The sequence below is a fragment of the Hyphomicrobium sp. D-2 genome (assembly GCF_029872155.1).
Taxonomy (GTDB): domain Bacteria; phylum Pseudomonadota; class Alphaproteobacteria; order Rhizobiales; family Hyphomicrobiaceae; genus Hyphomicrobium_A.
The window spans coordinates 232,513-257,992 of record NZ_JARXLA010000002.1; the positions used below are offsets into that span (position 1 = coordinate 232,513).

Sequence of the window (25,480 nt, forward strand, 5' to 3'; positions counted from 1 at the left end):
GCTGGGTCAACTCCACACTTGAAACGCATCGTGATCGACGTCGCCGCGGTGCCTTACTTGCTGTGTGCTGCGATGCACAACGCGATCAGCTCCGACGCCGGATTGTCGACCATCAATTTTGCGTGTGTCGTTCTTGAGCGGCCTGATCTCGATTAAATCGGCCACTGTGAAGGGCTAGAACGAGCCCGATGCCGGTTAGGCAGCGTTCTTATCTTCCGCGATCGATAGGGTCATTCTGGCAAATACGTCGGCGATGTCGTTCGATGCCTGCTTACCGCCCGGCTTGAGCCAGAGGAAGCTGTAGAAGTACATGCCCAGGATGCCTTTGATCGCTACGTTTGGTAGCGGACGGAATAGGCCTTTTTTCTCGCCCTCTTTCAGAGTTTCCGACCAAAGATCCTGATAGGCCTTATGCAAATCAGAAACGATTCGATGGCGCTGGCCTGTCAGACAGTCGGCTTCACGGAAGCAAACCGTCATTTCGGGCAGGTTTGTAAAAATGCATTGCATCAATAAACGGCTTAGCAAAAAGATCCGTTTCCGAGGGTCCGGCTCGGTCTCCATTGCGGACTTACCACTTAAGACCAATTCTTCAATGTAACGCACGACAATGCTGAAAAGCAGCTCTTCCTTGCTGCTGATATGGTAGTAAAGCGCACCGCGTCCCAAGCCAACCGCATCGCCAATTTCTGCAACACCTACAGCACGATAGCCCCTGGTCGCGAACAGGTCTGCAGCAATTTTCTGGATGCGCTCCTGCTGCTGCCCAGCGGCCTGAGTTCCCTTGGTCGTACGGCTGATTTGCGTCGCCGAATCTACATCCTCATCGTGTGGACTGGTCGATACATTTGCGTTATACCACTCCGAGGATGATCCTTGAGAGGCTTGCGTCGGCGAAGGTGTTTTAGCGCGCGACAAGGACTTTTCTCCGAATTCCATTGCTGCATCAGATGATGCGACAAACCAATAACAGCACAGGGCCGCTGAAATGCAAGTCATCTTGGCTGCGAAAAGCCAAGTCAAAAGAATTCCGACGCTGGAACGAAGGAATTGGCGCATTGCATTCTTGTTTTTTAGGCAATGCGGTAATTCCAAACGCGAAGCGCCGGCGCGCTGGGGATGCCCGGCGCAAACCACTCATAGCCCATCACCGACCGTTCGCGGAAGACCTTGTCGCGCAGGTGAGCGTTGCAGCAGCGGATTGGAGCACAGCGGCCACATCCGTCGCCCGAGGCACTTAACTGCGTGCGCAAACAAACACTCTTCGGATGCAGTGCTTTGCGGCTGGGTCAATAAAAGCCGCTCGGCCGCTGCCGCCGAACTGCACTGCAAAAATAATTAAGTGGAGTTGCAATCCATGGGCAACAATGTCGGCTCAGGCTGGACCGGTGTCGTGAACGGGAAGCCGCAGGTTGGAGCGGTCGCGCGGCGCACGCGCAGGACCTCGCAGGAAGACATTCAGCGGTTCTCTGACATCACCGGCGATTGCAACCCGCTCCACTATGACCGCGCGCTGGCTGAAGCCTCGATTTTTGGAAAACTGATTGTGCAGGGCGGTGTGACGTCTGGCCTGTTGAACGCGGTTGTGGCGGAAGATCTGCCCGGACCCGGCACGGTATTTCTCAGCGTGAACTGGCGCTTTGTTCGGGCAGTCGGCGTGGATGAGGAAATAACGGGCGAGGTCGAGATTGTCTCGGTGCGCGATGACAAACCGATCTGCGAACTGAAAACCCGGGTTTTGAACGCCGCAGGCGAAGAGTGCCTCGTCGGATCAGCCGTTGTTTATGTCGCCGCGCTGCAGCGGTAAATCTTGGGCCGGAAGGCTCGCCTCGCATGCAAAGAAAACTTAGATGCTGATGAAATCCGATGCCGATCGGCAGGCAGCCCATGGGCAGTGGCAGGTTCTGGCTATCCTTAGCCTAGCCATCGTTCTTTCCATGACGACGTGGTTTTCCGCGACGGCTATCATCAATGAACTGAAAGAGACGTGGGCCATTGATGGCGCCGCGGCGGCATGGCTGACAAACGCTGTGCAGATCGGGTTCGTCGTCGGCGCACTTGGCTCCAGTCTTCTCAACATTCCCGACATTGTGCCGGCCCGTTGGCTGATGGCGATTTCGGCTTGTCTGGCCGCTGTTGCTAACCTGGCTCTTCTGATTGCACCATCGGGCGAGGTGGCGATCGCGTTGCGGTTTGTGACGGGCATCGCCTTGGCTGGCATTTATCCTCCGGCGCTCAAGGTTATCTCGACCTGGTTCCTGCACGGACGCGGCCTCGCACTGGGCATTGTAATTGGCGCTCTGACGCTCGGCTCGGCGTTTCCGCATCTGTTGCGCGCGGTGACATCGGATCTGAACTGGAAGCTCGTTGTCGCGGCGACGTCTGGAATGACACTGCTCGGCGCTTTGCTGATGGCACGCTTCGCCGTTGAGGGACCGCATCGGTATGCGCGCGCTACGTTCGACCCGCGCCAGATCGGTCGCGTGCTGCGCAACAAGCCGGTGATGCTGGCGAACATCGGATACTTTGGCCACATGTGGGAGCTTTATGCGATGTGGGGCTGGTTCCTGGCCTTCGCTCAGGCGGCACTGGTGCACCAGAACGTCGACACATCGTACGCATCCATGATCACGTTTGTGGTAGTGGCCTCCGGCGTCGTCGGATGCGTGCTGGGCGGCGTGATGGCGGATCGAATCGGCAGAACAGCAACCACAGCCTTGATGATGGTTGTCTCCGGGTTGTGCGCGCTGCTAATCGGCTTTGCTTTCGATGCTCCGCTTTGGGTCTTCCTGACAGTGGCCATTATCTGGGGCATCTCCGTAATCGGAGATTCGGCGCAGTTTTCCGCCATCGTTACGGAGATTGGCGAATCCTCCAGTGTCGGCACTGCGCTGGCGCTGCAACTTGGTCTCGGCTTTGCGCTCACGGTTGTTGCCATTCGCGTGGTGCCGGAAATCGCGGCCGCGATGGGAAGCTGGCAGTGGACATTCCTTGTGCTGGTGCCCGGTCCGTTCATCGGTGTCATTGCGATGCTGATGTTGCGGCGTCTGCCTGACGCCATCAAGATTGCACACGGCAGGAAGTGACGGCATGTTCACGGGTATCGTCACCGGCATCGGCGAGGTGATCGGGCGCAACGGCGGCAACTTCACGATCCGCTGTCCCTATCCAGCTGAGACGCTGGAAATCGGCGGCTCGATGGCGTGCAACGGCTGCTGCCTGACCGTGACATCGATCCGCACCGACGATGGTGCTGTTGCCGGCAGCAGCATCTTCACCGCCGACGTTTCCAATGAGACCTGCGCCAAGACCACGATTGATAGCTGGCAGCCGGGCACGCGCATCAATCTGGAGCGCCCGCTGGCGATGGGTCAGGAACTGGGCGGACATCTTGTCACCGGCCACGTCGATGGCGTCGCGCGCATCGCCGACATCATTGCCGATGGCGACAGCCGCCGCTTTGTCATCGAGGCGCCCGATCACCTGGCGCCGTACATCGCGCCTAAGGGTTCCGTTGCATTGGACGGAGTTTCGCTGACAGTGAACGAGGTCAGCGACAATTGTTTCGGGGTCAACATCATCCCGCACACCTTGACGGTGACGACGTGGGGCGCGAAAACCGCCGGCCAATCGATCAATCTCGAAGTTGATCTGTTCTCGCGATATATCGCGCGCCTGCTGGAGTTCAGAACGTGACGAACAGTGCTGGCGAACACCTCAGCTTTAACGCGCGCGGGATTGAGTGAAAGATGATTGTTAAGACCGATAGCCAGTCTCAGCAGCGGACGCCGCGCGGCAAACTCGACGCGCGCGTGCTGATCATCGAGGGCCGGTACTATGAAGAGATCGGCGACCTGCTGCTGCAGCATGCGATTGCGGCGCTGGACGCACGCGGCGTTTCTTACGAGCACATCGTGGTGCCGGGCGCATTGGAAATCCCGCAGGTGCTGATCCAGGCGGCGAACTGGGGCCTGCTGGCGCGCGATGCGCCGAACCGCTTTGACGGTGTTGTGGCGCTGGGCTGTGTCATTCGCGGCGAGACATCGCACTACGATATTGTTTGCAACAACGCCAACCACTGGATGATGGAAACTGCGGCGCGTCATGCAACGCCGGTCGGTAACGCGATCCTGACTGTGGACACCATGGAGCAGGCGCTGGCGCGCGCCAATGGTGGCAAGGGTGCCGATGCCGCGAATGCGTGCATGCAACTGATTGAGATTGGCCACGCGTTTGAAAGCAGGCGCGCCGGGGCCGTGTGAAGCCCGGGCTGTAGTGTGCGGCACGTGACTTACCGTGCGTGCGATAAACGACCATATCGCTTCAAAGCATTGGAAGAGCGTGACCCGCGGTTGGCGGGGCCGCTCTGTTACGCGCTGGCCTTTTGTTCATCGTGCCGCGAAAGTCATGCCGCAGCGTGCTGCGGTGGATGCAACATATTGCAGGTGGCAGCGTCGGAGCGCTGATTTCGTTGCAAGGCTGCAACGCAATGCTTCAAAATCGTTGGCTTTCGGTTGGCGCTGTGCGCTCCGATAGACTCGTAACGTCTTGCCACTAAGCCCATAAAATCAACGCTTAAGTGTACTGCGGCGGTCAACTAAAGGCCGGTGCGATGTTGTGTGTCTGGAGTGGTTCCAAACTCCATCCTGTTGCGGGCGTTCGGCTTTTTGAATACGCGTTCAGTGGGGTAGGTGGTCTTGCCCGCTGTTGACTATCAGAGTTCGCCGGAACGATGAGTAGCACGATCGCCGATATCGAAGCCCTTTACGTCGCGCAGCACGACCGCGTGCGCAGCCAGCTCATGCGTAAAGGCCTATCCGCTGCCGCCGCAGCCGATCTTGTGCAGGACGTGTTTCTGCGCATGCTGCGGAGCCCGTCGGACGAGGTCGTCAATCCGCAGCACTATCTTCTGCGCGCTGCCGGCAACATTGCTGTAGACGAATATCGACGGCAGAAGCGTTCGAGCACCGTCATCGATGCCCATGCCGACATCCAGGATTGCGAATGGGTCGCCGATCCATCGCCATTGCAAGATGTGTCGGTAATCGCGGCGGAGGAGTTCGAGGCGCTGCGGTCGGCACTGGCGGAGTTGCCGCCCCGGTGCCGTGAGGTGCTGATCCTTCATAAGTTTGAAGGCCTCAGCTATGCGGAGATCGCCGCTAAACTCGGCATCGCGAAGAATACGGTGACGGTTCATCTGGCCAAGGCGATGCGGCTTTTACGCCGCGGTCTGCGCGAAGCCGGCACAGATGTCGATTTGCGCTAATAGGTTCGCAGATTAGAATCGTCTAACGGAATAGATGTCTTTGGCTGATCGATGATCGAAGCGCCCGATGGGCAATTCGGCATTTCGGCGGCCATTGATGCGCTTCAACATGGAACCCCGCGCGGCAGAGCTGAATGATGACCCGCGATAGCGGCCAATCCCCAGACGACGCCGCGATTGAGTGGTTCGTCATCCTGCGTGACGAAGACGTGACCGCATTGCAGCGGCGCGATTTCGCAACGTGGCTGGCTGCCTCGCCTGAACACGCCAAGGCCTGGGCCGAGCTTGAGCGCCTGTGGGTTGGGCTTGATGCGCTGGCGCCGACATCGGGCAGTCCCGGCGAACGCGATATATCGGTTCCCGGCACCGACGCCCAACCGGCCGGACGCGCCGCCGCTGCTGCTGCACAACAGCGAAATATGATCCCGTTGTCAGGCCGCCGGTCGCCACCTGCGCATGCTCCCACCGGGAAATACGTTGCTATCGCAGCGTCTGTGCTGGCCGCAGCTGTCGTGGTCTGGCAGGCAACGCCGGTGGGCCTGTGGGCCGATCATCGTACGGGTACGGGCGAGCAGCTTTCGGTGGCGCTTGCCGATGGTTCAAGCATTGAGCTCAATAGCTCCACCGCATTGGACGTCGAGTATTCCGAAGGTGAGCGCCGCATTCGGCTGCTGACCGGTGAAGCGTTTTTCACCGTCGCTAAGGATGCTTCCCGCCCCTTCATCGTCTCTGCGGATGGTGGTGAAGTTGTCGTGCGCGGCACCGCCTTCAATGTGCGCATTGGGAACAACGTTGCCGTGGCGGTGACCGAAAACGTTGTTGAGGTCGAGGCGGCCGGACAGCAGCCAGTACGTGTTGCGCAAGGTGAGGGCGTTTCCTACACTGCTGTTTCAATCTCGCCAGTCGCCGCGGTAGATCTCGATACGGTGCAGGCCTGGCGTCAGCATCAGCTTGTTTTCCACGACGCGCGCCTTGCTGATGTTTTAGACGAATTACAGCGATACCGGCGCGGTTATGTGCGTGTTCTGGACGCCTCGCTGAACGACCGCCGGGTTACGGCTGTGTTTGATACACGTCGCCCCGATGCTGCGCTGGAAACCATCGCGCGCAATCTTGATCTGCGGCTCTATCGTCTCACGGACCTGCTGATTGGTATTGGTCCTGGCGAAGTGAAAAATATCTCTCCATCCGAGTAATTACTTTTTGCCCCGCCCTCGTCTTCTAAGTTAGGGGCCGGTTGCCCCTCAGCGTATTGCGTAGTGGGGTATGATGATGTTGCGTTTGCGTACCGGCAGGGTGCTGCCTGGATTGGCGGCTGTGTTAATGACGAGCGTTGCTGTGCCCTATGCGGCAACGGTGCCTGCGATGGCGCAGGCACAAAGCAGCTTCAACATTCCCGCTCAACCGCTTGCCAGTGCGCTCATAGCGTTTTCCCGCCAGACCAATATCGAGGTGTTCGTCCCATCGTCGGTGGCGTCGGGGAAGAAGTCGACTGCGGTCAGCGGTGCGATGTCTTCCGATGCAGCGCTGCAGACGCTGCTGGCCGGCACGGGGCTGACGTACTCATTCAATGGCACGACCTATGCGATCAACGCTCCGAACGCGGGCGGCGCCGGAGCAACGGTTGATGGCGCGATAGCTCTTGATACGATTGATGTGAGTGGCGGCGGCTCCGGCGATGTGAGCACCGTTTACACGCCGTATGCAACAGCGGCCGCGACGTCATTTATATCGGGTGAAGATATTGAACGGTTTCGTGGGGCGAGCCCTGCCGACATGTTCCGCGGTGTCCCTGGCGTTCTTTCGGGCGAGGCAAGAAACGGTGGCGGCGCAATCGACGTTAATATTCGCGGCATGCAGGGCATGGGACGCGTGGAAGTTACGGTCGACGGAGCGCAGAACGCCAGCAATGTTTATCATGGCTACCAGGGCATCAGTAATCGCAGCTTTGTAGATCCGGATTTCATCGGCGGTGTAGATATTTCCAAGGGTCCAGATGCTGCTTCAGGCGGCATCGCAGGCAAGGTCGCCATGCGTACCATTGAGGCGTCGGACATTCTGTTCCCGGGCAGAAAGCATGGCGTCCGCATCAAGGGCGGTTTCGGGACCAATACATCTTCGCCGCCGGCCGTCGGTACTACTGCCGGCTACAGCTTTCCTTTCGCGCCATGGGTCTCGCCGGTCGTTACTTCGTCGAGCGCCGGAATGGACAGGCCGTCAGTTCTCACGCCGACAAGCGGATCAGGCAGCATCATTGGAGCCGCGCAGGGTGGCAATGCGGAGTTTGTCGTCGGCTATTCGCGTCGCAAGCAGGGCAACTATCATGCCGGCACACGTGGCCCGGTGGCCCGGCCTGTAGATATGGGCGCGCAACAGGTTCCCAATAGTGCCGGTTTTATTCAGAACTGGCCACAGTACATCGCTAACGGCGGTGTTGCGAATTACCGTGGCGGCGAGGAGGTTCTGAACAGCGAGCTGGAAACTTCGTCACTTCTCGCCAAGGCAAAGCTGAGCCTTGAGAACGGTCAAACGGTCCGCGCAACCTACAACGGCTTTGAAAGTGAAGCTGGCGAAGTGATGGCGTCGGGGCAGAGCGATCTGAGGATTCAGCCATGGCAGCGCGGCCAAACCGTTGGAGCGAAGGTCAACAGTGGCACGTTGAACTATGCGTGGAACCCAGCCAACAACAACCTGATTGATCTGCAATCCAATGTATGGATCACCGAGCTTGAAGTCAGAAATCCGGTTCGGAACAGTTTCATCACTCAGGAGATCGTCGATCTTCTAGCAACGCTGCCGCATAATTTCCGCACCGGCTCCGACACCACGATGTGGGGGGCAGACGTAACGAACATATCGCGGTTCGATACATCGATTGGCGCGCTTAACTGGAGCTATGGTCTGTCCTGGCTGAGTGAGGATACCACCCCGAGCAAGCACAGTAAGGTGCTGGAGTGGCGCTACGTGCCTCGTGATGGTGAGCGGCAGGAAGCTGCGGCGTTCACGAAGGCGGCGTGGGATCCCGTTGACTGGATGACGTTGAATGCAGGCTTGCGCTATCAGCACTTCTGGTCAAGCGATCGGTCGGCGCGCGAGAGTCTTTCCGCTGCACAACTCCCGTACTTTCAGGATGGTTATTCGCAGAACAAGGGAGGTTTCAGCCCTTCGGTAGGAGTTGTTTTGAAGCCCTTCGAGGGGGCGCAGATCTATGCGAACTACGCCCACGCTATGCGCATGCCAAGCTTGATGGAAGCGACCTCGACATTCGGTCTTGCAGTGAACAACCTCGTTGATCCGGAGCGGGCCAGGAATCTTGATGTCGGCGTTAATGTCATGCGCAGCGATCTGCTCACCGGCAACGACAAGGGAATGCTCAAGGTTGGCTACTTCCATTCGATCGTCGATGACTACATCTCGCGGGCGTACGTTCCGCCGGTCACGGGTAGTACGGACCGCAGTGGTCTTGTGATCGGCAATATCCATCAGGCCGAATTTTCTGGAATTGAAATGTCGGCGCGTTACGAAGTGGGAGGGTTCTCGGCCAGCATGTCGGCGAACTACTATACCAACGTGTCGTTCTGCCCGACTGCAAATACGTGCGAAGGGAGCTCGATATACGGCGACTACGCCACCAATCAGGTGCCCCCGAAGTACACGATCGATTTTACGGTGGCGCAGAAGTTGTTTGACGACAAGCTCACGGTCGGCGGGCGCGTGCTTCATATCGGCCAGCGTGCTGCAGATCACAGAGAGATGATTGTCCGTGGTGCCGCGCCCTTCATCAGTGCCGTGTATTGGGATCCTTATACGCTTGTAGATCTGTTCTCCGAGTACAAGATCAATGAGAATCTCAGCGTTGATCTGCGCGTGCAGAATTTGACCGATCAGTATTACGTTGATCCGTTGAGCCTCATTCAGCAGCCCGGGCCGGGACGCACATTGTATGGTGCGTTCACGGCGAGGTTCTGAGCGCCTCTGTATTTGCCGACGTTTGACTGTTGCCTTGCGCCGATGGCACCTGCAGGTTCCATCGGCGCAGAGCATTGCGGTTTGAACGGTTGCCGCATCGTGATGAGCATCCCCTGCCAGGTAAGCTTAGATGCTGTGCGCGGACCTGCATGCGCAGTCGATCCCGCTTTCCTGGACAAACGATATGGCGTGCTTGCTCAGCGGCAATTGACGCCTTGATTGCGCGGGGCGGGCTGCGTGCCGAGGTCGTGCGCTAGAGGCATCGATCAATGCGTTCTGCGCATGAATGTGTTCCGGATGTGACACCGCCTCAAAAACAATACCTGGGCGGTATACTTGTGGCGCGTTGTTAATATAGGTTCCCATGTGTGTGGGCTGAGCCGCCGCCAAGCATCTACGCGTCCTTTCAGTATTGCGTGTTTCGGAGCGTACAATGCATTTGCGTCGGCGTAGCGCGGCTTTGGCCGCGTGCATTTCCTTGTCATGTGTGAGTGTTGATCTGGCCTTAGCCCAGGAGCCCGAGGCGGAGGCAACGCCGTTGCCGCCGGTTACGGTCGAAACTCAGGGCGCGGCGCCAAAAGCCAAAAAGAAGGCTGCGAAGAAGAAGGCCTCGGCGGCAGCGGTGGGCGTGCCAAGCCAGCAGCCTGTGGTGGCGCCTCAAAAGCCGGCCGGTATCCCAAGAACCAACGACGGCACAGCGCACGGCCCGGTTGAGGGATACGTTGCGCAGAACACCGCTACGGGCATCAAGACCAATACGCCGCTGAAAGAAATCCCGCAGTCGATTTCTGTCGTCGGCACTGAGCAGATGCGCGATCAGGGCGTGCAGTCAGTGTCGGAAGCGTTGCGCTACGTGCCGGGTGTCGTGGCCGAGAGCCACGGTGCCGACAGCCGTGTCGACGGATACTTCATTCGCGGCATTGCAGCGGCCGAGTATCTCGATGGAATGCGGCGCAACTTCAGTGATTTCTGGTATGGCTATCGCGGCGATCCGTATCTGATGGAGCGTATCGAGGTGCTGCGCGGACCGGCTGCCGTCTCATACGGGCAATCTCCGGTTGGCGGCATCATCAACTCCGTGTCGAAGCGTCCCACCGGCGAGACCGGCGGCGAGATCGGCTTTGAGTACGGCACCTTCGATTTCAAGCAGATGAAGTTCGACACCAACGGGCTCATTACCACCGACGGCAGTTTGGCCTATCGCGTTACCGGTGTGGTACGCGTGGCCGATAGCCAGACCGACCATGTCGAGGATGACCGCTTCGCGATCCAGCCTGGCATTACCTGGAAGCCCACCAGCGACACCACGGTGACGTTGCTCGGCCATTACCAAAGAGACCGGTCAGGGTCGACACAGCAGATCTGGGCGCGCGTCGGCACTCTCTATCCGAACGTGAATGGTCGCCGCATTCCGCGCAGTAATTTTATGGGTGATCCGGGAGATTATTTCGACACGGACGTCGCTGCGGGCACGCTCTTTATTGAGCACGACATTAACCCGGCGATAAAAGTGAAGCATGTGTCGCGCTACTCCGACGTACAGAAAAAGTACGATGTGAAGTATCCGGCGATATGGGGATACACCGATTTCGCGACGCAGGAATCTATGATGCGCGCCGCCGAAAGATCTGACGCGAATGCCCGAACGTTCACTCAGGACACCAATATCGAAGTCGGTCTTGTGACCGGTGCCCTGAAGCATCGGATACTGAGCGGCGTCGATTACGCCCATCTCAGCACAGACCGCGTCTACGGCACCTTCCTCGACGTGAATTCGGTGCTCTTCGGTTATAACGTGTACAATCCACCCTATACGATGGGCGACTGGATTCCCTTCGGCTGCGCTCAAGGATGCTTCACCGACCAGACAATCACTCAGACGGGCGTTTATCTTCAGGATCAGATGCGCCTGGGGAACTGGATTGGCGTGGTGGGTGTGCGTCATGATTGGGTTGAGAACGACACTGTGAGCAGTGCTCCGCCCGCAGCCAGTCAGTCGGTGGCGAAAAAGCAGCAGGCTACGACATATCGTGCCGGCCTTATGTATGAGTTCGCGTTCGGTCTGACGCCATACATCAGCTATGCGGAATCCTTCCTTCCGGTTGCGGGCACCAACAGGCAGGGCACTCCGCACGATCCGCAAACAGGCAGGCAGTACGAAGTCGGTTTCAAATTCCAGCCCACCGGAGCAAACTTCGCTATCAACGGTGCGGTGTTCGACATTGCTGAAACTGGCCGTCTTGTTCCCGATGGCACTTTCCAGCGCCAGCTCGGTGCCGTGTCTGTCAAGGGCTTTGAGATTGAGGCAGTCGGTCAGCTCACACGCAACCTGAAGATCATGGGCGGCTACTCCTATACGCAGGCCGAATACGACGACAAGAGGCCTCATGCCCATAACGGTATGCAGATTGAATCGGTGCCGAAGCATCTGGCGTCGATGTGGGCGCTGTGGGAGTTCGACCAGCCGATGCTCAAGGGATGGTCGGTCGGCGGTGGTGCGCGTTACATCGGCGAGAACTGGACGGAGAAGTCAAACGCAAGCACCGTTGTCCACGAGATTCCGTCCGTTACGCTGTATGATGCCATGATCGCCTATGAGAACGAGAACTGGCGCTGGCAGCTCACCGGTCGCAACCTCGAAGACAAATATTATGTGTCTACGTGTCTTGCGCGCGGTGACTGCTGGCTTAGCACAGCACGCACCATCACCACGGGGATCACCTATAAATACTGACGACTGATTATTGCCTGCTGATATATTGCGTAGCCTCTGTCGCCCACCGGCGGCAGGGGCATTTCGCGGTTAGTAGGTTGGTGAAATGTGGAAGCGGCGGCGTGGTCATTGGGGCATAAACAATGAGGCCAACACTTGGATAGAGACCGGGGCGCGCAGCTTTAACGTGGATAGCAACGTAATCACACGAACACGAAGCGAAAGGCTATGAGGCGAGTGTGCAGGAACTGATGACTCCCGCCGTGACGTTCAGTTTTTTCGGCACGCTGCTGCTTATCAACGGCATTGCGTTTCTGCGCCGGTCATGGCTGGGCAAACGCCCGCGCAATTTGCTGTCGCTGATTTTTGGCTGGTTTGCTGTTGTCGCTGGCATTGCACTGTTCTGCCATGCGTGGGGTGGTGAGGTCGGTATGGCCTATGCGCTGCTGGTGTTCTCGCTCGCTGCGTTTCTGGTCATTGCCTTCGGCATCGAAGATCGCTCCCATCGCCGCCAAAAAGTGCGCGATGTGGCACCTGAACCCGAGGAGCGACTAACGAACTGGCGACGGGCCACTGCAAAGGCGCTGTTGTCGATCGTTCTCGCTGGCGTTGCCGCCATCGGCATTGGCGTTGCTTTCGCAGTTTCAGCGCCGATGGAAACCCATGACCGCATCGTGATAGGTGGCCTGCTGGTGCCTGTGCTATGGGGGGGCGGCATGGCGTGGACGCTGGCTGATGCCAAGCTGTTGCGAGCAACACTGTTGCTGTTGCTGATTTCGGCGTTGAGCTATGGGATAGCATTCTTGCCTAAGGCGCTCGCGCTATGACGTCTCCCAAAACTTCTTCGCCAACGCACAAGCGTCCGCTGCTGCCGCCGAAGTTCGTGCAGGCGATGCTGGCCGGGCACTCCGCGCTCGGGCTGGCCTTTGCCGCGCTCATTTACATCGTCTGTCTCACCGGCACGATTGCGGTGTTCATGTTTGAGCTGCAGCGCTGGGAGCAGCCAGACATCGCCCCCATACCGCACTCGGTCTCGGCTGAAGTCGTGGCCAACGCGTTGCAGGCCGGGCAACGGCAGGCGCTTGCGGACAACGCAGCGCACGACCTTTTCATCATGGGGCCAAATCCGCATTCCGGCTATGCGCGCCTTGCTGTCGGTTATCGCGATCATGAAACCGACGTGCGCGGCGACTGGATCGCCAACGCCGACGGCGATCTGGTCGCGCGGGCACAGGCACCGTGGACCACCTTCGTTACCGTGCTGCATGGCAGCCTGCATCTTCCCCACACATGGGGTGCGTTTCTGGTCGGGCTGACCGGGGTGGCGCTGCTATCGTCGCTGGTATCAGGATTGCTTTCTCACCCGCGCATGTTCAAGGACGCGTTTCATTTGCGCTGGGGTGGTTCGCGGCGCCTGCAGGACGCGGATCTGCACAATCGGCTGGGCGTCTGGGGGCTGCCGTTTCATTTCGTGGTGTCGCTCAGCGGCGCATTGATTGGTCTCGCAACCTTGGTTGTTGGTGTGCTTGCGCTGGCAGCCTATGACGGCGACACCGAAAAGGCGTTTGCCGCTATTCTGGGACCGCACGCCGGCCCCGATGAAAGCGCCGGGCCGCTGCCGGACATCGCGGCCATGATACGGGCGGTGCAGGCGGCCAAGCCGGACGCGGTGTTCACCAGCGCCAACTTCGACCATATCGCCAAGGCGGATCAGGTGGTGCATCTTGGGATGCGCGCGCCCGGACATCTGCCGCTGGCCAATGTCTACTACTTCAAGGGCGACGGTATGGCGCTGGGTGATGGCGGGCTAGAGGAAGGCGGCATTGGCCAACAGATCCTAGGCGTGCTGCAGCCGCTGCACTTCGGCTGGTTTGGAGGCATTCCGGTAAAGCTGGCCTACGGTGTGCTGGGGATTGCGCTCAGCATTGTCACCTACACCGGCGTTACGATCTGGCTGTCGCGCCGCCGCGACAAGGGCAGGCCTGCTCCGGGCTGGGAAAAGATCTGGGCCGGTGTCGGCTGGGGCCAGCCGCTGGCGCTGGGGCTGTCGGCACTCGCAGCGCTTTATCTCGGCTCGCCGATTATTATCCCGGCGTACCTGGCAGCCAGCGCTCTGGCGATACTGTTTGCCTTGGGATGCCGATCGGGTACCGCAGCGGCGGCCATCCTGCGTACCGCGAGCGCGTTTGTGCTGCTGGCGGTTGTCTTCGCCCATCTGACGATCTGGAATGGACGCGTCGTGGACACCATGGGTGTTGCGGTTGATACAACGCTGCTGCTTGTCGCGCTGGGGCTTTTGATGCCGCTGGCGAAGCGTCGCAGTGGAGTTAACACGATGGCGCCATCTTTAACGAAGTAGGGCGCAATGCCTGGCTTTTCGCGGTGACAATGCGGGCCGTCAGGCACTTAAATTGTCGAGGCTGAGCGGTTCCAGTGCGATGGGCGCTTTCTGTCCATTTACTTCCGCGCGAATGGCCTGTAGAAGGCCCATGTTTCTTGGATCGGGGCGTAGCTCAGCCTGGTAGAGCACCTGCTTTGGGAGCAGGGGGTCGCGAGTTCGAATCCCGCCGCCCCGACCAAACTTTCCACCACGATCTCGCAGATAAGCCAAGCGCCCTGCGAGTTCTGTGGCTGCCATCGGGAAAGCCATCCATGCTCGCGCGCATCTTCAAGCCAGCCAAAACCGCCATGCAGTCCGGCGAAGGCCGCACGAAGGAATGGTTGTTGGAGTTTGCTCCGGCAACGCCGCGTGAAATCGACCCGCTGATGGGATGGACGGGCACGCGCGACATGCGTGCCGAGGTGCAGCTTTCCTTCGACAGCAAGGAAGAAGCGATTGCCTATGCCGAGCGCGAAGGCATTCCGTTTCAGGTGATAGAGCCATCACCGCGCAAGATGATCCGCAAGTCTTACGCTGACAATTTCCGGTATGGCCGCATCGGCCGCTGGACCCACTGATCCGGTACTGACACGACCTCGGCCCGTTAAACGGCGTCGTCCTGACGGTTGTCGCCAGACTGCCTTGCCGAGCGCTGTAGGGTCAGGGCTACCGTTGTCAAATCTGGCGAGCGCTGTCGTGGGCTCTAAGCCTGTTGGGCCATGTCGTCGACGCGGCGCTGGATCAGGATCAGATAGTACAGCATGAACAACACGTAGAACGTCTCCGCCGCCTCTGCCGGGCGGGTGACGAGGCCTTCCGTGCCGTCAAAGCCAAGTTCCTTCTGATACATGCTGTCGAGCTTGTAGATCAGCGCGCCGATGGAAACCGGCACCAGGATGATCGACGGTTCGAAAAGCTCCAGTGCCTTGATGCGGAGGGGACGGCCAAGCCACGCCAGTAGCGGAAGCAACAGGCCGCAGACAACGATGGTCAGTTCAAGCACGGCGCGCGGCAGCATGTTGAAGACCGGGTGCACGTTATGCAGGTTGGTCTCGTGCTGGCGGTTGATCTGGCTCCACTCTTCCGGCGTCTCCCAATTGAAGAAATGCTGCCCCCAACTGTGCTCTTCGCCGGCGGTGTAAAAACAGGCGAGCGTGCCCAGCAGGATCAGATACCACCACAGGCGCTTTGCCCGGACGATGGGGTTGAACAGCAGCCGCACGCCGAGGAAGAATCCAACGAGTGGAATGAAGAAGTGCGACAGCTCCAGAACGCCAAAGCCTTCCGGCAGCATATGGCGTTGATAGAATTCCGGCGCGGCATGATTGATGATCGGCAGCGCGATGATAATGGCGAGCGGCAAGTACAGCCACCACCAGGGCGCGAATTTAGGATTCGTCAGACGGTCCATCACAACGCTTCATTGCAATCCAGTTAGATCCCGTTCTTCGGCAAGCATGACAAAATTTTGACAGGCTGCAATCTTTTTGGCCTGGCGTGGTTGCGTGTGTGAGCCCTTTCCCGAGCGCAGTGACAAAACATCCATCGAATTGCTCGGGCAAAGTAAAACGGCGGCAGCCCGGAGGCCGCCGCCGTAGATTGATGTTCAACGTCTATCGTTGTGCGCTCAGGTTACTGGAACAGCTCCACGGCCTTGGCTGCGGTGTTCCAGATGCCCCAGACCAGCGGAATGCCAACCAGAAGCCAGAACAGTGCTGCCTTGGTATCCAGTCCGCCCATGCCAATGCCGTAGGAACCTGACGCAGGCGAGGTGGAGATGCCGGTGTGAAGCTTGGCCTGCTCCGCCGAGACTTCCGCTTCGCTCATGTGCCACTTCGGATTGACCGGACGGATAAGCAGGTTGGCGATGAAGCCGATCACCAGCAGCCCCGCGAGCGTATAGAAAATAGGCCCGTAGATCTGATCCGGTGCGATGCCGGCAGCCTGGCGGGTGTCGTGCATGTAGTTCACGATCACCGGACCGACGATGCCGGCTGTCGACCACGCCGTGAGCAAGCGGCCGTGGATTGCGCCCACGAACTGCGTGCCGAACAGATCGGCGAGGTAGGCCGGAACCGTTGAGAAGCCGCCTCCGTACATCGAAGCGATGATGCAGAAGGAGCCAACGAACAGCGCCAGCATTTTCCACTCAGCGGCGGCGGATGCCAGAATGTAGAGCGAGGCGCCGAGCACGAAGAAGATGAAGTAGGTGTTCTTGCGCCCCAGCTTGTCCGACGATGAGGCCCAGGCGAAGCGCCCGAAGATGTTGAACAGCGAGATGAGGCCAACGAAGCCCGCACCAACGCCCGCAGCCTTGGCGGCCAGCGCTACGTTCTCCTGCAGCTGATTGTATCCGACGCCCGGATCGCCCGCGAGCGCGCCGCCGAAGGTTTCCTGCAGCATCGGAGACGCCGCACCGATGATGCCGATGCCGGCCGAAACGTTCATGCACAGCGCCAGCCAGACCAGCCAGAATTGCGGGGTCTTGTGGGCATCCTTCAGATGCACGTTGGCGGAAGAAATCATGCTGTTGCCGTTCGCGGGCGGCTTCCAGCCTTCCGGCTTCCAACCGCCGGGAGGAATGCGATAGCCGAACGCGCCGATGAGCATGAACACGAGATAGATCAGCGCCAGCGCAACGAACGTTTCCCATACGCCGGGTGTCGCATCGGTGCGGAAATAGTTCATGAGGTGAGTGGCGAGTGGCGAGCCGATCATGGCACCGCCGCCAAAGCCCATGATGGCCATGCCGGTGGCCATGCCACGGCGGTCTGGAAACCATTTGATGAGCGTTGATACCGGTGAAATGTAGCCGAGACCGAGACCGATGCCGCCGATGACACCGGCGCCGAGCCACATCAGCCACAACTGGTGCAGATAGATGCCTAGGGCTGCGATGAGCAGGCCGCCACACCAGCAGGCCGTTGCAACAAGACCAGCTTTGCGCGGACCGGCGCGCTCAAGCCAGCCGCCCCACAACGCAGCCGATACGCCGAGCAGCACGAAGAAGAACGTGTACATCCAGCCGAGGTCGAACTGACTCCAGTTGCAGTCCGTCGCGGTCAGTGCATGCAGCGTGCCGAGCGATTTTTCAGCGAAGGTGACAGCGCCTTGCGAACACTCCGGCAGCGGCTGTCCATCAGCGCCGTGGAGCACACCTTGCAACGGTTTCCAGAACACCGAAAACCCGTAGGCCATGCCAATGCAAAGGTGAATGCAAAGCGCGGCCGGCGGCACCAGCCACCGATTAAAGCCCGGTTTGGCGACGATCCGTTCCCTCGAAAGCAAGGGCGCGGAGCCGGCCGCAGAAGTCGTGCTGGTCATTAAGATCCATCCCCGAAAGTGCGATTTTAGGCGGATTGCGGCGGGCGCCTTCCGCTCTTACCCGTTACTTGGCACGGGTTTGCCGTCACGATCAACGACTTAGGGGGTAGAAGCAAGGCCAAACGCGCTGGAACCGGACTGATTGGGCAAGCCGAGCTAAGAAATACAGCGGCGAAACAGAGTTAAAGGGCAGCATTGTTAAACAGACAGTGCTGCCAACGTGCCCGGCGATGTTCGCTATATTATGCGACACGCGCTGTTTCGGCTTCCGCATAATAGCTTTCAACGCGGAACGGAACGCATTCTGCAGCAATGCGATTGCGGCCCATGTTCTCAACTGCTGCGAGCATTCGGCCCTGGCGGCGCATGATGTTGTCGGCCAGCGCGACGAAGCGGCGATTGGGAACCGCAGTGTCGGATGCTGCGCGCAGCGCCAATGCGATCCGATCCTCGGGGGCCTTGGGATTGAGCGCGCACAGCGTGATGAACGCTGCAGCGGTTGAACGGCTGAGGCCGGCGAAGCAATGGATGAGCAGCGGAGCTTCACCATCCCAGCTTTGCGCAAAGTCGATCAGGCGGTGGACGTGGTCGACAGCAGGCGGCTCAGCGCCGGGGAGGGCATCGACAATGTCGTGCATGTCGAGCCGCAGATGACGATCCGGTGACAGCGCTGGGGGCGTTTGAGGCGCGAGTTCAGCGTTGATTGCGCTGACCAGATGGCGCGCGCCGGTCTCCGCGATGATATCGGGAATATGCCTTAGGGCGCACACATGGATTGCTGCGGATTTGCTCTGCATGGCCTGCTTCGATCCGGTTTCTTGTTGGCGCGGCTAGTGCCACCCAACCATGACCGTTTCAAGAATGCGCCGTCACTTTGGCGTGTGTTGCAGCGTGGATGGCAAATGAATGCTTGGCAAAGACCATCTTGGTCTAAGCGAATGCAAACGGCGCACACTGCTGGCACATTCGATGTTGCTCAAATGGTGTCCGGCGGCGGCCATACAAGGCCAGCGAAATATGTCGTGAGGCGCTGGAAACAACAAGGACGCCGCATCTGCGGCTTAAAGCTGTGGCGCAGGCATTTAGCTAGCTCGCCCATCAGCCGATTTTAAAACTATTAGAAATATTGGCGATCCCGGCAGGGCTCGAACCTGCGACCCTCTGCTTAGAAGTTACGTCCCGCGCTGATTCAAAACGCCGCAAACCACAACTTACACATGGACAATTTTGTTGTTCCTATTGGCGTTACGGAAGTTGGTTCGTATCATTTGCGAACAAACAATTTCCGGGCGGAACAGGTGCATCGCGTTACCCCGGCGCTACCCTTGGGGGAAATGCGACGTGGCGAAAATTCTGACAGCAGCAGCAGTTGAAAAGCTGAAGCCGAAGCCGCACCGATGGGAGGTTCCCGACGCGCGGCTACCGAACTTATACCTTATTATTCAACCAGGTGGCGCGCGGAGCTGGGCGGTGCGCTATCGCACTGGCGGTCGCACGCGCAAGTATACGCTCGGCCCGTATCCACGCATCGAGCTTGCCGACGCTCGTAGGCTGGCGCGCGATGCGCTGCAGGCGGTCGATGAAGGTCGAGATCCGGCGCAGGAGAAGCGGATCGTCCGCAGCGAGGCTGGCTTAGCCGGCGACAAGCGCTTTCCGGCGCTGGCGAAAGAATTCGTCGCCCGGTACGCAAAGCCCCGTAATCGCCGCTGGAAGGAATCGGCCCGCCTGATTGGCCTGCGGTACGATGAAGACGGAGGTGCTTCCGTCATTAAGGGCAGCGTGGCCGACAAGTGGTCCCATCGGCCGGTCGACCAGATAAAGAAGCGCGAGGTTGTGGCTGCGCTGGATACGATTGCAGACCGTGGCCATGGCTGCACCGCGCTCCACACCCTCACCGCCTTGCGAAAATTCTTCAACTGGCTTGTCGAGCGAGACGTCATTGAGGCGTCTCCGTGTTCCGGGGTCAAGCCGCCAGTCCCGGCCAAAGAGCGGGATCGCGTGTTGTCTGACGACGAACTACGCGCCCTTTGGCAAGCCGTCGACGCCGAACAGCCACCATTCCGCCAAGCGCTGAAGCTCTTGATGCTGACGGGCCAGCGCCGCACGGAGGTTGCAGGCCTTGTGCGACCAGAGCTGAGCTCGGACACCCGACTTTGGACGCTGCCGGGGGACCGATCCAAGAACGGCCAGGAGCACCTTATTCCGCTGACGGACGCCGCCGCTGCGCTGATCGAGCAGGCTCCGGCCATTGCCGAATGTCCGTTCGTGTTCTCGGTGACTGGGCGTAGTCCGATCTCGGGGTTCAGCCGGTCAAAGAAGCGGCTAGACGCTGCGATGAGTAAGACGCTCGGCGCTCCGGTTCAGCCCTGGGTTCTGCACGATCTGCGAAGGACGGTCGCGACGCGGCTCGCTGAGCTGGAAGTGCCACCACATGTTGTCGAGGCCATTTTAAACCACCGAAGCGGCGTCATCAGCGGCGTGTCTGCGATCTACAACCGACACAGCTACCTGGATGAGAAGCGCGCGGCGCTCGAAAAGTGGGAGCGGCGCCTGGGCGAGATCGTCGGTTTTCAGGGGCATGGCTCGCCCGATGCAGAGCCGAAAAATCAGCAGAAGACGCGATTTACGGTGGATGGAGTTACCACAATGGTTGAGCTGCATTCCACAGTGCGTTAGAAAATATCACTTTTTGTGACTTTCGGCATTGACGTTCAGCGTTTGTTCTGGCATATTTACGAAATCTTAAGACTGACGAGGACTCCCGATGACCGTTCAAATCGATTCGGTGGGTCGCAGCGAAGTTGGTTCCCGCGTCGGCAGCGTCCCCCCTGTGAATGAAGCGCAGCGCAAGCCGCAGCCTCAAAACGTATATCTGTCGCGGACGCAGGTCCGGCAGCGATACGGTGGCGTCACTCGTGTGACGATATATCGATGGGTGAAAAACGAGGCGCTGGGCTTCCCGAAGCCGATCACCATATGTGCCCGCGACTACTGGGCGCTGTCGGATCTTGAGGCGTTCGAGCGATCCAAGAAGGCGGCATAACGTGAAAACACGACGCCGACCTTAGACAAGAAAAAACCCCGGCGGCGCTGTGCGCCATCGGGGCTGTTTTGCGTTCGTAAATTTGTATCGTCACCCGATCCTTGTCTCGCGTTCCGAGGCGGACCAACGCCTCAGGAGAACAGGATCTCGTCAACACAGGAGATCGTCAGAGCATGTATTCTGATACTCGCATTCTCGCTTCCAAGCAAGCGAAAACGGTCGATCTCCGCGCTTACACAACGGAGTTATTCGACCATGGCTGTTGTCATTCAACTGAGACCCGACGAGACGAAGCGGAGTAATCGCGGACGCCCACGCAAATGGCCAAACGGAAAGCCGCCGTCGCGCGCATGTGATGTTCGCCACTATGAGGAGGTGGAAGCGCATTGTCGCTCAGTGCCACGCAAAGACCTTTCAGACATTAAGGAGCGGGTCGCGCATCGTGCGGACATTGACCGGCTATCGCCTGCCGCAAAGGCAGTCCTGAACTTCTACCTCCGTCATCTGAATTGGGGCGAGGGGTGCGACTGGCATTCGAATGCCGCCATCGCGGAGAGTAAGGCGCTTTCCGAGCGCAGCGTTGAACGAGGCAGAAAAGAACTGCGGGAGCGCGGTTACATCGTGTCGCGACCTATCCCGCTAGGTCGATCGTTGCCAGGCCTGACGCGGCAGCAGCAAGCTCGCAAACCGTGGCAGACGACCCTTGCAGTCATCCGTGAGGTGAGGACTTCGGAGGAAACAACTACCCGACAGAAAAATGCTTCTGACCCGACAGAAAATGTACCAGATGCCCGACAGAAAATGTCGAAATTGCCCGACAAAATTGTCGGACAAACACTTAAAGAGGAACAATTAAAGGTAACACCTAAGTGTGAGGTCGCTAAACGCTCCCGCTCGCGAGGGGCGCGAATTCGTCTTGAGCCAAGCGCTGAACTGGATCCTGATAGTCCGGCGATGGCCATAGCGCTGAAAGCCGGACTATCCGAGGGCGAGGCATTCCATGCGTTCAGCCGACTGCGCAACTGGGCCGTTGAACAGAACAAGTCCTGGCCGACGATGGATGCACTGCTTGCGCGGTGGGGCACTTGGGTCCGCGAGGATAGCGCTCGAAGCAAGAAAACATATGCGCGAGCCAGTGCTGCCGATCTTGCAAACTCAGCTTTTGAGATCTTCGAGGGGGCAACGCCATGACAGTGAGCAAGGCGGTCGTGCCGATCCGCGCAAACACTCCGGCACAAACTACTGAGCCAGTTCTGCGAGTCAGCAAGGCGGTGGCTACTGGCCTGACTGATCTAACCATCGCATTCCGCCCCGGGCGCCAGCACATGGACGACGACCGCAAGCGGTGGCTGCAGATCTGCGCCAAGGCCGTCGCGAAGTTTGACGAGCAGATCATCGTTGCTGTGCTCGACGAACTGCTGACGGACAACAAGGCAAATCCATTCTGGCCAACGCCGCAGGATATTTTCGAGGCGTGCAAAAAGAAGGAAAGCCGATGGCAGGCGGATACTTTCGTCAAATTCGGGCTGCTTAGCACACAACGTTGGAGTCCGTCCGAAGTCAGGGACATGCGCAGAAACGCAGGCATCGCGCCTGCTGCGTTCGAGTTGGCGACGCTGCGGCGGCACATAAACGACAACCTTGAGCGAATGCTCCGCCTGTTTAGAGACGGATACCGTGACGATTGCCACCCGATAATCACGATGGCAGAGGAAGTTTTTGCCGCCATTCCAAGAGCGGCCTTTCCTGAAAACGCTCACGAGCGGATCGTTGCTGCCCGCGGAAAGTACGCAGCCGCTGTGCAGCGTGAGGCGAATGATAGCGCCGCAAATCGGGCACGTCACTTGGAGGCGTGCGGCATTGAAATCCCGAAGCCGGAGGTGCGCGATGAACGGCACCATTGAAACGGCCTTCAGCGGCCGTGTCGGCACGGATCCTGAGCGCCGAACCAGTCAGGCCGGCAAACCTTGGCTGCGCTTCAGCGTGGCAGTCGGATCGGACGACGCAGTGCAGTGGGTGCAGGTGGCAGTGTTCGGGCAGCAGGCCGAAGATCTGTCCACCAGGCTGCATAAGGGCGATCGCGTCTACGTCGAGGGCACGCTCCGTCTCAACACCTGGACGGACCATGACGGGCGTGAGCGATCTGGATTGTCAGTGGCTGCATGGAAAGGCGAAAGGCTCGGCGCCATTGGCCGGAACAAACCTCGCCGGCAGGACAAGCCATCGCTTCCGGCGACGGACGAACGCGCGATGCAGCGGACACAGCAGCCGCTCGACGAAGCGTTGATACCATTCTGAGGGGGGAAGACCATGAACGATAACGACCACGACCAAGACCACGACCACGACGAAGAACAGGCGCAGCAATTCATCGAGGGCGAATTGAGCGAGATCGTTGGCGATCACTTCGAGCAAGGCGAGAGCACCGCCGTCATAGGGCAAGCACTGCTCAGCACCATGCTCGATTTTATCGAGAAGACGGCATCCTGCCCGCACGAGGTGGCGTTGTTCTTCTCGGCAATCCAGGACGAGGTGCACCGCCGCTTGGAACTACTCGTCGCGCAGCATCAAGCGCAAAATGCGGTCAAGCACTGATGCGCCACAAAACCGAAGCTTGCCGAACCAACCTTTTCTGCGGCAGCGGCTCGCAAGGCCTTCCGGCATTGCAGAAATCGCGACCTTCTGCTTGCGCATCAGATGGTCCGAGCACGAAACGCCTTTGTTTTATGGGCTTTTATCGCGTCCGCAGGCTGCGAAACCAAGGGGCAGGGTATCGCATGGGTAACAACGGATGCCGCCGCAAGGTGCGCGGACGCCGAATGGATGGGGGACGGATACATGCAGTTGCATGACGAAACGAGGTCGGACAAGCCGCCGAAGCTTCGAAAGCGTCGGCGCACCAAGATCGAGTTGCCGACAGTCGCGACCTTGGACATGCGCACCCGCGCCGGCAGACTCTATCGCGACACGAGGGAGGCCATCATATCGGATCTCGGCGGGCGAGACCAGCTATCGCGCGCGGAACTTGAACTCGTCGAACGCGTCGCCGGATTATCAACGAGGCTCAACGCCGCCGATGCTGAACTGCTGTCCGGCGAGACGCAGAGCTTGGCACCCGGCGAATACGCGACGTTGGCAAACAGCCTGGGGCGGATCCTGACGATCCTGGGCCTTCAGCGCCGCCAGCGTGACGTCACGCCGACGCTTCGCGCCTATATCGACGCCAAGTCACATCAGGGGGCGCGCGCAGCATGAGGTACAGCGAAGCACGTAAAGACCCCAACCTGTTCGGGCCGTGGTTCTCCGGCCCTTCATGGGGCACCTGGGATGTGATCGCCAAGGCAGTGTTTGGCGAGGCGCTGACGGCTGATGAACTCAAGGTGTTTGCAGAGTTGGCCGGGCACGATCAGGCACCGACTTCGCAGGCCGATGAGATCTGGATCGCAGGTGGTCGCCGTGGCGGCAAGGACGTCAACGCCGCCTCACTGGTGGCCTTTCTCGCAACCGTTGGCGCTGAGCTTCTGAACTTCCGCGCGCACCTGGTGCGAGGCGAGCGGGGCGTTGTGCAGTTGCTGGCGGTCGACCGCGATCAGGCAAAGATCGCGATGGGGTATCTGAAAGCCTACTTTGAGCAACTGCTGCTGGCGCAGATGGTACTGGGCACGACTGCCGACACCATCGAGCTGAACAACGGGCTATCCATCGAAATCACGACGAACGACAAGCGCCGCGTGCGCGGGCGGACCGTAGTAGCCGCCGTGCTCGATGAGGTCGCACACTGGTTGCCGAGCGAGACCTCCACCAATCCGGACACGGAAGTATATCGGGCGCTCAAGCCCGCCATGGCGACCATTCCGAACGCCTTGTTGATCGGTATCTCGTCACCCTATGCCCGCCGTGGGCTGTTTTGGAAGAAATACCAAGCGCATTACGGCAAGCCGGGTCGCGTGCTGTTCCTGAAAGCGCCGACATGGGTGCTCAACCCGACGCTGCCGCGCGATGGTGACTTCCTGACTGAAGCCTTCAACGACGATCCCATCAATGCAGCCAGCGAGTTCGGCGCCGAGTTTCGATCCGATGTTGAGCGCTTCATCACCTTGGAGGTGGTGCAGGCCTGCGTATCGCCCAGCGTGTTTGAGCGCCTGCGCGCTGCCGGTGTCACGCACTTCGCATTCGTCGATCCGGCAGGTGGCTCTGGCTCCGACAGTATGACATTGGCAGTCGGGCACCGGGATGGTGACATGGCCGTGCTGGATGCTGTCAGGGAGCGCAAACCGCCGTTCTCGCCGGAGTCAGTGGTGGTTGAGTTCGCGGAGACGCTGAAGGCCTACGGCATCACGCGCATCACCGGGGATCGGTACGCTTCCGAGTGGCCCCGTGAGCAGTTTCGCAAGCAAGGCATTGCTTACGACACGTCAGAAAAGACCCGCAGCGATCTCTATCGAAACATGCTCCCGGTGCTGAACAGTAACAAGGCGGATCTGCTGGATAACGGCCGGCTCGTTGCTCAGATCGTGAGCCTTGAGCGTCGTGTATCGCGTGGGGGCAAGGAAATCATCGACGCACCGCCTGGTGGCCATGAGGACCTCTGCAACGCAGTGGCTGGCGTCATTGATCTGTGTGCGGTCCGCCGCGAGTTCATGCCGCCAACTGCCGTTGTCGGGCGGTGGGGGCGACCGACCGAATACTCTGAGTTTTCCGATGAGCCGGAGTCCGCGTGCCCCTACGTGGGGCGTGTTGATCGGTAGTCTGTCTGCGTAGTGCAGTTGCGTTCGAGTGGAGGTG

The 25,480-nt window shown here is 59.3% G+C and carries 24 protein-coding genes and 1 tRNA gene; 21 read left to right on the plus strand and 4 right to left on the minus strand.

The features are described 5' to 3' along the window. The first annotated feature begins 30 nt into the window (after positions 1-30). Positions 31-156 carry a hypothetical protein gene (locus QEZ49_RS02900; RefSeq protein ID WP_280384054.1) on the plus strand — a complete coding sequence of 42 codons (126 nt, stop codon included), beginning with the start codon at positions 31-33 and terminating at the stop codon, positions 154-156. 39 nt (positions 157-195) lie between these two features. Here the strand turns inward: QEZ49_RS02900 and QEZ49_RS02905 are convergent, their stop codons facing one another. After that, entirely contained in the window at positions 196-1,059 is an 864-nt protein-coding gene (locus QEZ49_RS02905) for a TetR/AcrR family transcriptional regulator (protein ID WP_280384055.1), read from the minus strand. Between the two features lie 298 nt (positions 1,060-1,357). Between QEZ49_RS02905 and QEZ49_RS02910 the strand changes: the two genes are divergently transcribed. The 12 genes from QEZ49_RS02910 (at position 1,358) to QEZ49_RS02965 (ending at position 14,906) form a co-directional block, all read left to right on the plus strand. Continuing rightward, positions 1,358-1,807, plus strand: coding sequence for a MaoC family dehydratase (locus QEZ49_RS02910; RefSeq protein WP_280384057.1), 450 nt, complete (start codon positions 1,358-1,360; stop codon positions 1,805-1,807). A gap of 43 nt (positions 1,808-1,850) precedes the next feature. Next, positions 1,851-3,086 (plus strand): MFS transporter, encoded by a 1,236-nt coding sequence (locus QEZ49_RS02915; RefSeq protein ID WP_280384059.1) that lies wholly within the window; start codon positions 1,851-1,853, stop codon positions 3,084-3,086. Between the two features lie 4 nt (positions 3,087-3,090). Next, positions 3,091-3,696, plus strand: a complete 606-nt coding sequence (locus QEZ49_RS02920; protein ID WP_280384061.1) for a riboflavin synthase — start codon at positions 3,091-3,093, stop codon at positions 3,694-3,696. 53 nt (positions 3,697-3,749) lie between these two features. Continuing rightward, positions 3,750-4,262, plus strand: coding sequence for a 6,7-dimethyl-8-ribityllumazine synthase (ribH, locus tag QEZ49_RS02925; RefSeq protein WP_280384063.1), 513 nt, complete (start codon positions 3,750-3,752; stop codon positions 4,260-4,262). A gap of 470 nt (positions 4,263-4,732) precedes the next feature. Next, positions 4,733-5,266 carry an RNA polymerase sigma factor gene (locus QEZ49_RS02930; RefSeq protein ID WP_280384065.1) on the plus strand — a complete coding sequence of 178 codons (534 nt, stop codon included), beginning with the start codon at positions 4,733-4,735 and terminating at the stop codon, positions 5,264-5,266. 137 nt (positions 5,267-5,403) lie between these two features. Then, positions 5,404-6,462 carry a FecR family protein gene (locus QEZ49_RS02935; RefSeq protein ID WP_280384067.1) on the plus strand — a complete coding sequence of 353 codons (1,059 nt, stop codon included), beginning with the start codon at positions 5,404-5,406 and terminating at the stop codon, positions 6,460-6,462. A gap of 127 nt (positions 6,463-6,589) precedes the next feature. Continuing rightward, complete coding sequence (locus QEZ49_RS02940) at positions 6,590-9,235, plus strand: TonB-dependent receptor (RefSeq protein ID WP_280384069.1); 2,646 nt, start codon at positions 6,590-6,592, stop codon at positions 9,233-9,235. A 487-nt stretch (positions 9,236-9,722) separates the two neighbouring features. Next, positions 9,723-11,969: a TonB-dependent siderophore receptor gene (locus QEZ49_RS02945; RefSeq protein WP_280384071.1), complete on the plus strand. Its 2,247-nt coding sequence runs from the start codon at positions 9,723-9,725 to the stop codon at positions 11,967-11,969. Between the two features lie 230 nt (positions 11,970-12,199). Further along, entirely contained in the window at positions 12,200-12,775 is a 576-nt protein-coding gene (locus QEZ49_RS02950; RefSeq protein ID WP_280384073.1) for a hypothetical protein, read from the plus strand. Further along, complete coding sequence (locus tag QEZ49_RS02955; RefSeq protein WP_280384075.1) at positions 12,772-14,307, plus strand: PepSY-associated TM helix domain-containing protein; 1,536 nt, start codon at positions 12,772-12,774, stop codon at positions 14,305-14,307. Before QEZ49_RS02950 ends, QEZ49_RS02955 begins: the two co-directional genes overlap by 4 nt. Positions 14,308-14,450: 143 nt before the next feature. Next, positions 14,451-14,527: transfer RNA gene (locus tag QEZ49_RS02960), tRNA-Pro, on the plus strand. A 73-nt stretch (positions 14,528-14,600) separates the two neighbouring features. Next, positions 14,601-14,906, plus strand: a complete 306-nt coding sequence (locus QEZ49_RS02965; RefSeq protein ID WP_068464172.1) for an ETC complex I subunit — start codon at positions 14,601-14,603, stop codon at positions 14,904-14,906. A 125-nt stretch (positions 14,907-15,031) separates the two neighbouring features. Here the strand turns inward: QEZ49_RS02965 and QEZ49_RS02970 are convergent, their stop codons facing one another. The 3 genes from QEZ49_RS02970 to QEZ49_RS02980 form a co-directional block, all read right to left on the minus strand. Beyond that, the gene (locus QEZ49_RS02970; RefSeq protein ID WP_280384078.1) at positions 15,032-15,739 is read right to left on the minus strand and encodes a hypothetical protein; all 708 of its coding nucleotides are present in this window, start codon (positions 15,737-15,739) and stop codon (positions 15,032-15,034) included. Between the two features lie 221 nt (positions 15,740-15,960). Beyond that, positions 15,961-17,652: an OFA family MFS transporter gene (locus tag QEZ49_RS02975; protein ID WP_280384080.1), complete on the minus strand. Its 1,692-nt coding sequence runs from the start codon at positions 17,650-17,652 to the stop codon at positions 15,961-15,963. A 242-nt stretch (positions 17,653-17,894) separates the two neighbouring features. After that, the gene (locus tag QEZ49_RS02980) at positions 17,895-18,449 is read right to left on the minus strand and encodes a protein tyrosine phosphatase (RefSeq protein ID WP_280384082.1); all 555 of its coding nucleotides are present in this window, start codon (positions 18,447-18,449) and stop codon (positions 17,895-17,897) included. A gap of 544 nt (positions 18,450-18,993) precedes the next feature. Between QEZ49_RS02980 and QEZ49_RS02985 the strand changes: the two genes are divergently transcribed. The 8 genes from QEZ49_RS02985 to QEZ49_RS03020 all read left to right on the plus strand — a co-directional run bounded on the left by QEZ49_RS02985 (position 18,994) and on the right by QEZ49_RS03020 (position 25,443). Beyond that, a complete protein-coding gene (locus QEZ49_RS02985) occupies positions 18,994-20,328 on the plus strand; it encodes a site-specific integrase (RefSeq protein ID WP_280384084.1) in 1,335 nt (444 codons plus the stop codon). Positions 20,329-20,569: 241 nt separating this feature from the next. Further along, positions 20,570-20,695 carry a hypothetical protein gene (locus tag QEZ49_RS02990; RefSeq protein ID WP_280384086.1) on the plus strand — a complete coding sequence of 42 codons (126 nt, stop codon included), beginning with the start codon at positions 20,570-20,572 and terminating at the stop codon, positions 20,693-20,695. 255 nt (positions 20,696-20,950) lie between these two features. Further along, positions 20,951-21,886 carry a helix-turn-helix domain-containing protein gene (locus QEZ49_RS02995; protein ID WP_280384088.1) on the plus strand — a complete coding sequence of 312 codons (936 nt, stop codon included), beginning with the start codon at positions 20,951-20,953 and terminating at the stop codon, positions 21,884-21,886. Positions 21,887-22,020: 134 nt separating this feature from the next. Beyond that, on the plus strand, positions 22,021-22,599 hold the full coding sequence (locus QEZ49_RS03000; RefSeq protein WP_280384090.1) for a hypothetical protein: 579 nt from the start codon (positions 22,021-22,023) through the stop codon (positions 22,597-22,599). Further along, on the plus strand, positions 22,583-22,993 hold the full coding sequence (locus tag QEZ49_RS03005) for a single-stranded DNA-binding protein (RefSeq protein WP_280384092.1): 411 nt from the start codon (positions 22,583-22,585) through the stop codon (positions 22,991-22,993). The genes QEZ49_RS03000 and QEZ49_RS03005 overlap by 17 nt, the downstream gene beginning before the upstream one ends. 12 nt (positions 22,994-23,005) lie before the next feature. Continuing rightward, positions 23,006-23,290 carry a hypothetical protein gene (locus QEZ49_RS03010; protein WP_280384094.1) on the plus strand — a complete coding sequence of 95 codons (285 nt, stop codon included), beginning with the start codon at positions 23,006-23,008 and terminating at the stop codon, positions 23,288-23,290. A gap of 243 nt (positions 23,291-23,533) precedes the next feature. Next, positions 23,534-23,950, plus strand: coding sequence for a hypothetical protein (locus tag QEZ49_RS03015; RefSeq protein ID WP_280384096.1), 417 nt, complete (start codon positions 23,534-23,536; stop codon positions 23,948-23,950). After that, a complete protein-coding gene (locus QEZ49_RS03020; RefSeq protein WP_280384098.1) occupies positions 23,947-25,443 on the plus strand; it encodes a hypothetical protein in 1,497 nt (498 codons plus the stop codon). The genes QEZ49_RS03015 and QEZ49_RS03020 overlap by 4 nt, the downstream gene beginning before the upstream one ends. The last annotated feature ends 37 nt before the right edge of the window (positions 25,444-25,480 follow it).

Bases quoted from the DNA above. Each gene is read 5' to 3' on its own strand.
- QEZ49_RS02905 (WP_280384055.1), bottom strand. From the start codon at position 1,059: ATGCGCCAATTCCTTCGTTCCAGCGTCGGAATTCTTTTGACTTGGCTT.
- QEZ49_RS02910 (WP_280384057.1), top strand. From the start codon at position 1,358: ATGGGCAACAATGTCGGCTCAGGCTGGACCGGTGTCGTGAACGGGAAG.
- QEZ49_RS02915 (WP_280384059.1), top strand. From the start codon at position 1,851: ATGCTGATGAAATCCGATGCCGATCGGCAGGCAGCCCATGGGCAGTGG.
- QEZ49_RS02920 (WP_280384061.1), top strand. From the start codon at position 3,091: ATGTTCACGGGTATCGTCACCGGCATCGGCGAGGTGATCGGGCGCAAC.
- ribH (WP_280384063.1), top strand. From the start codon at position 3,750: ATGATTGTTAAGACCGATAGCCAGTCTCAGCAGCGGACGCCGCGCGGC.
- QEZ49_RS02930 (WP_280384065.1), top strand. From the start codon at position 4,733: ATGAGTAGCACGATCGCCGATATCGAAGCCCTTTACGTCGCGCAGCAC.
- QEZ49_RS02935 (WP_280384067.1), top strand. From the start codon at position 5,404: ATGACCCGCGATAGCGGCCAATCCCCAGACGACGCCGCGATTGAGTGG.
- QEZ49_RS02940 (WP_280384069.1), top strand. From the start codon at position 6,590: ATGACGAGCGTTGCTGTGCCCTATGCGGCAACGGTGCCTGCGATGGCG.
- QEZ49_RS02950 (WP_280384073.1), top strand. From the start codon at position 12,200: ATGACTCCCGCCGTGACGTTCAGTTTTTTCGGCACGCTGCTGCTTATC.
- QEZ49_RS02955 (WP_280384075.1), top strand. From the start codon at position 12,772: ATGACGTCTCCCAAAACTTCTTCGCCAACGCACAAGCGTCCGCTGCTG.
- QEZ49_RS02965 (WP_068464172.1), top strand. From the start codon at position 14,601: ATGCTCGCGCGCATCTTCAAGCCAGCCAAAACCGCCATGCAGTCCGGC.
- QEZ49_RS02970 (WP_280384078.1), bottom strand. From the start codon at position 15,739: ATGGACCGTCTGACGAATCCTAAATTCGCGCCCTGGTGGTGGCTGTAC.
- QEZ49_RS02975 (WP_280384080.1), bottom strand. From the start codon at position 17,652: ATGACCAGCACGACTTCTGCGGCCGGCTCCGCGCCCTTGCTTTCGAGG.
- QEZ49_RS02980 (WP_280384082.1), bottom strand. From the start codon at position 18,449: ATGCAGAGCAAATCCGCAGCAATCCATGTGTGCGCCCTAAGGCATATT.
- QEZ49_RS02995 (WP_280384088.1), top strand. From the start codon at position 20,951: ATGGCTGTTGTCATTCAACTGAGACCCGACGAGACGAAGCGGAGTAAT.
- QEZ49_RS03000 (WP_280384090.1), top strand. From the start codon at position 22,021: ATGGACGACGACCGCAAGCGGTGGCTGCAGATCTGCGCCAAGGCCGTC.
- QEZ49_RS03005 (WP_280384092.1), top strand. From the start codon at position 22,583: ATGAACGGCACCATTGAAACGGCCTTCAGCGGCCGTGTCGGCACGGAT.
- QEZ49_RS03010 (WP_280384094.1), top strand. From the start codon at position 23,006: ATGAACGATAACGACCACGACCAAGACCACGACCACGACGAAGAACAG.
- QEZ49_RS03015 (WP_280384096.1), top strand. From the start codon at position 23,534: ATGCAGTTGCATGACGAAACGAGGTCGGACAAGCCGCCGAAGCTTCGA.
- QEZ49_RS03020 (WP_280384098.1), top strand. From the start codon at position 23,947: ATGAGGTACAGCGAAGCACGTAAAGACCCCAACCTGTTCGGGCCGTGG.